Source organism: Streptomyces sp. NPDC051913 (assembly GCF_044593635.1).
GTDB lineage: Bacteria > Actinomycetota > Actinomycetes > Streptomycetales > Streptomycetaceae > Streptomyces.
Genome location: NZ_JBIUCI010000010.1, coordinates 345518 through 352953, shown reverse-complemented (window position 1 = coordinate 352953; position 7436 = coordinate 345518). Strand labels below are relative to the sequence as shown.

General features: G+C 68.9%; 5 protein-coding genes. 2 read left to right on the top strand and 3 right to left on the bottom strand.

Features of this window, described 5'->3' with window-relative positions:
* Positions 1–386: 386 nt before the first annotated feature.
* Positions 387–1394 carry a stage II sporulation protein M gene (locus ACIHIX_RS29770; protein WP_399961439.1) on the bottom strand — a complete coding sequence of 336 codons (1008 nt, stop codon included), beginning with the start codon at positions 1392–1394 and terminating at the stop codon, positions 387–389.
* Positions 1395–1524: 130 nt separating this feature from the next.
* Between ACIHIX_RS29770 and ACIHIX_RS29765 the strand changes: the two genes are divergently transcribed.
* Positions 1525–2490, top strand: coding sequence for an RDD family protein (locus ACIHIX_RS29765; RefSeq protein WP_399961437.1), 966 nt, complete (start codon positions 1525–1527; stop codon positions 2488–2490).
* A 33-nt stretch (positions 2491–2523) separates the two neighbouring features.
* Here ACIHIX_RS29765 and ACIHIX_RS29760 read toward each other — a convergent pair whose 3' ends face one another.
* Both ACIHIX_RS29760 and ahcY read right to left on the bottom strand, forming a co-directional pair.
* Positions 2524–3138: a hypothetical protein gene (locus ACIHIX_RS29760; RefSeq protein ID WP_399961435.1), complete on the bottom strand. Its 615-nt coding sequence runs from the start codon at positions 3136–3138 to the stop codon at positions 2524–2526.
* A 137-nt stretch (positions 3139–3275) separates the two neighbouring features.
* Entirely contained in the window at positions 3276–4733 is a 1458-nt protein-coding gene (ahcY, locus tag ACIHIX_RS29755) for an adenosylhomocysteinase (protein ID WP_399961433.1), read from the bottom strand.
* A 471-nt stretch (positions 4734–5204) separates the two neighbouring features.
* Here ahcY and ACIHIX_RS29750 point away from each other — a divergent pair, with 471 nt between their 5' ends.
* Positions 5205–7304, top strand: a complete 2100-nt coding sequence (locus ACIHIX_RS29750; RefSeq protein WP_399961431.1) for a fructose-specific PTS transporter subunit EIIC — start codon at positions 5205–5207, stop codon at positions 7302–7304.
* The last annotated feature ends 132 nt before the right edge of the window (positions 7305–7436 follow it).

The window sequence follows — 7436 nt, the reverse complement described above, 5'->3', positions numbered from 1 at the left end:
GGACGCTTCCTTTGTACTCACCCGAGAGACTCTCTCAGGCTTTCCTCCGGGCTTTTCCCTTCGGTCTTGCGTTTCCGACTCTATCAGACCGTTTCCGGTTCCGATTTCCTCGGTGCTTTCCAGGTTCTCGCTTTCGCGTTTCCCTTTCCGGCGGTTCCGACTTTATCAGAAGTTTCGCGCCGGTCTGACCGACTGCTCATTTCCGAATCATCGGGAGGGGGCTTCTTCGAAATTGATATTTCTAGAAGCAGACAGACACTCACTGTCGCCGACCGGATGAGATCCAGTTCCAGGCAACTGTTCGAATCTACCTCCCCACCAGCTCCGTGTCAACGGCTCCTGTGGGGCGAAGAGGAGACTAGCAGCTCAGCAGCCCCACACGCACATCAGGCGGCCATGGGGACGGCGGCGCTGCGTTCAGCGGCCTCGACGTCGCCCGTTTCGCCGGTGCGAGCCGCGCGACCGCCCACTACATAGACGTACGCCAGGAAGGCCGCCTCGGCGACGACTCCGATGGTGATGCGGGCCCAGGTAGGCAGGCCAGAGGGGGTGACGAAGCCTTCGATCGCACCGGAGACGAAGAGGATCAGGGCCAGGCCGATCGCCATGCCGATCGCCGCGCGGCCCTCTTCTGCGAGGGCTGCTCGCCGGGTGCGTGGGCCGGGGTCGATGACGGTCCAGCCGAGGCGCAGGCCGGTGCCCGCGGCGACGAAGACCGCGGTCAGTTCGAGAAGGCCGTGCGGCAGGACGAGGCCGAGGAAGGTGTCCAGGCGGCCGGCCGAGGACATCAGGCCGAAGCCGACACCGAGGTTGAGCATGTTCTGGAAGAGGATCCACAGGACCGGGAGCCCGAGGAACACGCCCAGGATCAGACACTGGGCAGCGGCCCACGCGTTGTTCGTCCAGACCTGGGCGGCGAACGAGGCTGCCGGGTGGCTGGAGTAGTACGTCTCGTACTGGCCACCGGGGCGGGTGAGCTCGCGCAGTTCGCTGGGCGCCGCTATGGAGGACTGCACTTCGGGATGGGTGCCGATCCACCAGCCCAGGAGGACCGCTACGGCTGTGGAGAGAAGCGCGGTGGGGACCCACCAGTGGCGCGCCCTGTAGACCGCTGCCGGGAAACCGTGGGTCAGGAAGCGGGTGACGTCTCTCCAGGAGGCTCGGCGGGTGCCTGTGACGGCACTACGCGCGCGTGCCACCAGTTGGCTGAGCCGTCCCGTCAGCTGGGGGTCGGGAGCGCTGGACTGGATCAGCGAGAGGTGGGTGGCCGTGCGTTGATAGAGAGTGACGAGTTCGTCGGTCTCGGCGCCGGTGAGTCTGCGCTGGCGGCGGAGCAGGGCGTCCAGGCGATCCCACTCCGCTCTGTGGGCGGAGACGAAGACGTCGAGGTCCATCGGTTTCGGCTGCTCCTCGGAGGGTCGTCGGCGGCTCGTCGCGGTGTCAGCTTGTCGTACTGGGGCGCGATGCGCCCTCAGCTTGGCAGACTGACGGTTCTCGGGGTGGGTCAGGGGAAGGACGGCGGGCGTGAGTGAGCTGGTGACGGGCGAGGCGGTGGCGCTGGAACTGCGTCCCGCGAGGCTGCCGAGCAGGGCGCTCGCCGTACTGCTCGATCTGTTGGTGGCCGTTGTCGCCTACATCCTCGTGACCGTCGCTCTGGTGGCTTCGACGTCCTCGTTGGACGAAGCGGCCCAGTTCGCGGTGTCCCTCGCCGCGTTCGTGCTGGTGATGGTGGGCGGGCCGATCGCCGTCGAGACGCTCAGTCACGGTCGTTCGCTCGGGAAGATGGCGTGCGGGCTGCGGGTGGTCCGGGACGACGGTGGGCCGATCCGGTTCCGGCACGCTCTGGTGCGGGGTGGGATCGGGGTGATCGAGATCCTGCTGACGTTCGGGGTGGTCGCCTGTATCGCGTCTCTGGTCTCCGCTCGGGGGCGGCGGCTCGGGGACGTGTTCGCGGGGACTCTCGTCGTACGGGAACGGGTGCCGGTGTCGACCTCGGGTTTTCTGCCTCCGCCGCCGCCCTGGCTGGCCGGGCGGTTCTCCGGGCTCGATCTGTCGTCGGTTCCCGACGGGCTGTGGCTGGCCATTCGTCAGTACCTGGCGCGGATGCAGCAGCTCGATCCGCAGGTCGGCTCGGCCATGGCCGAGCGGCTGGCCGCGGACGTCGTCGCGCATACGGGGACTCCGGCGCCGCACGGTGTTCCGTCGGCGGCCTATCTGGCGGCGGTCGTGCAGGAGCGGCAGGCCCGAGAGGTACGGCGGGCTTTCGCAAGCCGTGCGATGACCGGGGGCGGGGTGCCTGCTTCTCCGGTCGGGGGGCCGGGGGCGTACGCGTACGCGCCGGCGCAGAACTGGTCCCCTGCTCAAGCTCCTTCGTCCGCTGCGGCGGCGGCTCCTCAGCCTGCCGTCGCCCACGAGCCCGAGGCTCGCCGGGACGAGTCCGAGGCGGCGCCGTCCGCGCTTCCCCGCACCGGGTTCGCGCCCCCCGCCTAGGCCGCCCTCACGCCGTCTCCTCCGCGCCCGGTCTCAAGGGAACACGGTCGGCGGCGATTCCAGGTCCTCCAGCTCGACGCCGGGTGCCGCGAGGACCACGTCTCCCGCGATGTGCACGGTGTGTTGTTCGCCGGTGTCCAGGGCTGTGACCTGGTATTCGTCCACGGTCAGCGGGCCGTTGTCAGTGGCGTGTGCTTCGCTTTTCAGCAGGGCCCAGGACTGGTCCACGGTGCGCGGGGCGAGGACCGGATCCGTGAAGGCGACCAGCCGTACGCGGGTGGCCGAGGTGGAAGGGGTGAGGCGCAGGAGGCGGGCGGTGGCGATGAGGAAGGCGGGGGAAGTGCCGGTGAAGGCGTGGGCGCGGACATTGCCTTCCGTGGCGTGAGCCCCTGTGGGGTCGGTGCGCACCCAGGTGACCCCGTCGAGGGCGGCGCCGCGCACCTGCCAGCCGGCGGCATGGAGTTCCAGGCGGATGGGGCGGCCGAGTTCGTCGAGGGCGAGGTCGACGGAGCCGGTGTGGTCGCCCGTGGGGGTGGTCAGTTGGGAGACGTAGCGCCAGCCGGCGGGGCCGGGGGCGCAGTGGAAGTGCTCTTCCGCGAGGGGGGTGTGATCGTGCGGATCATGAAGCGAATATCGGCCGCGGGGCATGGGGGTCCTGGGTCTTGACGGGTTGGTCCGGGCGTGGCGGCGCGGGCTGGTCCGGCCACGGCGGCCAAAGGGGCAGGCCCCCGGCACGGGGGTGCGGGGGCCTGCCTCGGAGGTGGTGCTGCTGAGGTGCGGGTGGCTCAGTAGCGGTAGTGGTCCGGCTTGTACGGGCCGTCGACCTCGACGCCGATGTAGGAGGCCTGCTCCGGGCGGAGCGTCGTCAGCTTCACGCCGAGCGCGTCCAGGTGGAGACGGGCGACCTTCTCGTCCAGGTGCTTGGGCAGCGTGTACACGCCGATCGGGTACTCGGACTGCTTGGTGAACAGCTCGATCTGGGCCAGCGTCTGGTCCGCGAAGGAGTTGGACATCACGAACGACGGGTGGCCGGTCGCGTTGCCCAGGTTCAGCAGGCGGCCCTCGGACAGCACGATGAGGACCTTGCCGTCGGGGAACTTCCAGGTGTGAACCTGCGGCTTGACCTCGTCCTTGACGATGCCGGGGATCTTGGCGAGGCCGGCCATGTCGATCTCGTTGTCGAAGTGGCCGATGTTGCCGACGATGGCCTGGTGCTTCATCTTGGCCATGTCGCTGGCCATGATGATGTCCTTGTTGCCGGTCGTGGTGATGAAGATGTCGGCCTTGTCGATGACCTCGTCGAGGGTCGTGACCTGGTAGCCGTCCATCGCCGCCTGGAGGGCGCAGATCGGGTCGATCTCGGTGACGATGACACGGGCGCCCTGACCGCGCAGCGACTCCGCGCAGCCCTTGCCGACGTCGCCGTAGCCGCAGACGACGGCGGTCTTGCCGCCGATGAGGACGTCGGTGGCGCGGTTGATGCCGTCGATCAGGGAGTGGCGGCAGCCGTACTTGTTGTCGAACTTCGACTTCGTCACGGCGTCGTTCACGTTGATCGCCGGGAAGAGCAGCTGGCCGTCGCGCTGCATCTCGTACAGGCGGTGGACGCCGGTGGTGGTCTCCTCGGTCACGCCGCGGATCTCCGAGGCGAGCTGGGTCCACTTCTGGGAGCCCTCGGTGATGGTGCGGTTCAGGAGTTCGAGGATGACGCGGTGCTCGTCGTTCTCGGCGGTGTCGACCGAGGGGACCTTGCCGGCCTTCTCGTACTCGACGCCCTTGTGTACGAGGAGGGTGGCGTCACCACCGTCGTCGAGGATCATGTTCGGGCCGCCGGTGGGGGTGTTCGGCCAGGTCAGCGCCTGCTCCGTGCACCACCAGTACTCCTCCAGCGTCTCGCCCTTCCAGGCGAAGACCGGGATGCCCTGCGGGTTGTCGGGCGTACCGTTCGGGCCGACGGCGATGGCGGCGGCCGCGTGGTCCTGGGTGGAGAAGATGTTGCAGGAGACCCAACGGACCTGGGCGCCCAGGGCGACCAGGGTCTCGATCAGGACGGCGGTCTGCACGGTCATGTGCAGCGAGCCCATGATGCGGGCGCCGGCCAGCGGCTGGGTGGCGGCGAACTCCTTGCGGATCGCCATCAGGCCGGGCATCTCGTGCTCGGCGAGGGTGATCTCCTTGCGGCCGAACTCGGCCAGGGAGAGGTCGGCGACCTTGAAGTCCTGTCGGTTTTCGACAGTCGTCATTGCTAGCTGCTCCTCGGGGTTGGGGCGAGGTGGGTACGGCTGGTCTGCGCGGCGGCGGACACAGGGGTGCCCGAAAAGAGGACACAGGCATGCCCGGTGCGCGCAGCGCAGTCCGTCGGAGGCCCTCTCTCCCTCGGTCGGTCCGCGGTGGGACCGCCCGACCGCCATCAGCAGCGACGTCTGGCTTCGTCCCAAGCTACACCGGTACGAGGGGCCGTCCCCAGTCCACCTCCGAACCCATAGCGTCCTTCAAGGGATGCCCTAGGCATGGGGAGCGCCGGACGGGACAGCGATAACGGGACACCCCCGGTCGCCGGAGCGGGACCAGCAGACAGGGTCGAACAGGAGCTTTTCGCTTCTTTGGGCTCGTCGGCGGGGTGGTGGACGATGCGAAGAGATCGGGACCAGCTGATCGATCTCGCGGGGCGTCAGGGACGGCGTTCCGCGTGACAAAGGCGTTAGGAGATCGACGTGACCAGTCCGGCCGGCCCTCCCCCCACGGGCAGTGGCAGTGGCGAGCGGCAGAGAGTGAAGCTGCTCGCGGTGACCGCGTGTCCGACCGGCATCGCGCACACGTACATGGCGGCGGAGAAGCTTCAGCAGGCCGCCGAGAGCCGCGGCATCGACATGAAGGTGGAGACCCAGGGATCGATCGGGGCTGAGAACGTCCTCGATGACAACGATGTCAGAACCGCGGACGGCATCATCGTCGCTGCGGACAAGGACGTGGATCTGAGCCGTTTCGCCGGCAAGCGGGTCCTCAAGGTCGGGGTGGCGGAGGGCATTCACCATCCGGAGCAGTTGATCGAGCGGGTCCGGTCGGCGCCGGTGCACCAGGCCGGCGCGGCAGCAGCGGTGGCCTCGTCCGGCGGGAAGGAACGCAGCGTCGGGTACAAGGCGCTGATGAACGGGGTCAGTTACATGATCCCGTTCGTGGTGGTCGGCGGCCTGCTGATCGCGATCTCCCTCTCGCTCGGCGGGCACACGGACCCGTCCGGCGGTCTGGTCATCCCGAAGGACTCCTTCTGGATGGACGTGAACAACATCGGCGTCATCGGCTTCACGCTGATGGTGCCGATCCTCTCCGGCTACATCGCGTACGCCATCGGCGACCGCCCCGCCCTCGTCCCCGGCATGATCGGCGGCTGGATAGCGAACACCGGTGAGCTCTACGACTCCAAGGCGGGCGCCGGTTTCATCGGGGCGATCGTGACCGGCTTCCTCGCCGGGTATCTGGTGCTGTGGATCAAGAAGGTCAAGGTCCCGAAGTTCGTGCAGCCGATCATGCCGATCATCGTGATCCCGATCGTGGCGACCACGGCGCTCGGGCTGTTCTTCATCTACGTCCTCGGCAAACCGATCTCCTGGGTGTTCGAGCACCTGACCGACTGGCTCAGCGGTATGACCGGTACCAGCGCGATCCTGTTGGGCGCGATCCTCGGGCTGATGATCGCGTTCGACATGGGCGGACCGGTCAACAAGACGGCGTTCCTGTTCGGCGCCGGTCTCATCGCGACCGGCAACCAGACGGTCATGGGCATGTGTGCCGCCGCGATCCCGGTGATGCCGCTGGGTCAGGGGCTCGCGACGCTGATCCGCAAGCGGCTCTACACCGAACAGGAGCGGGAGACCGGGCTCGCCGCGCTCTTCATGGGGTGCTTCGGCATCTCCGAGGGCGCGATCCCGTTCGCGGCGGCGCGGCCCGCGCAGGTCATCCCGGCCAACATGCTCGGCGGCGCGGTGGCCGGCGCGATCGCCGGGGTCGCCGGGGTCGAGGACGCGGTGCCGCACGGCGGGCCGATCGTGGCGGTGCTCGGCGCGGTCAGCGGTGTGCCGATGTTCTTCGTGGCTGTGGTGATCGGCACGGTCGTCACGGCGCTGACGACCGTCGGCCTCGTGGACGTGAGCGAGCGCAGGCGGCGTGGAGATGCGGTCGACGGCGTGGCGGTGGCCGGGCCCGAGCCGGTGCTGGTCGGGGCGGGTGCGGGAGTGGCGCCGGACGCCGTCGGCGTAGTGGCGCAGCGGAGCGTGGCCGCGGCGCCCGCGCCGACCACCTCGCCCGCCTCTCCATCCGCCTTGCCCGCCGCTGCCTCGTCAGCCGCTCCGGGCGATGCCGAAGTGCTCTCCGGGTATCTCACCGAGCAGACCGTGAAGGTCGGACTCGATGCGGACGGCAAGGAGGCCGCCATCCGTGAGATGGCCGGGCTGCTGGCGCGGAGCGGCAGGGTCGCTGACGTGGACGAGCTGGTGGCGACGGCGCTGCGGCGGGAGGCGCAGGGCACGACCGGGCTCGGTGAGGAGATCGCGATTCCGCATGCCAAGACGGATGCGGTGACGGCTCCTGTCGTCGGGTTCGCGCGGTCCGCGGAGGGGGTCGAGTGGGGGTCCCTGGACGGTACGAGGGCCAAGCTGGTGTTCATGATCGCCGTGCCGGAGGCGGCCGCGGGGGACGAGCATCTGCGGATTCTGGCGCTGCTGTCGCGGAAGTTGATGGACACCGGGTTCCGGGAGCGGCTCACGGCCGCGGCGGACGCGGCGGCGGTGCTTGGGGTGTTGAGCGAGGTGGGGTGACGATCGCTCAGCGGGTCTGTGTGTCGGGCCCGGATCGCCGCTCTGGTCGTACGGCACAGGGTGCGGGCCGCCGCCCTGGGTGATGCAGGTGTGAGGAGCGAGGAGGAAGAACTGAGGGCCCGCCGGGATCCG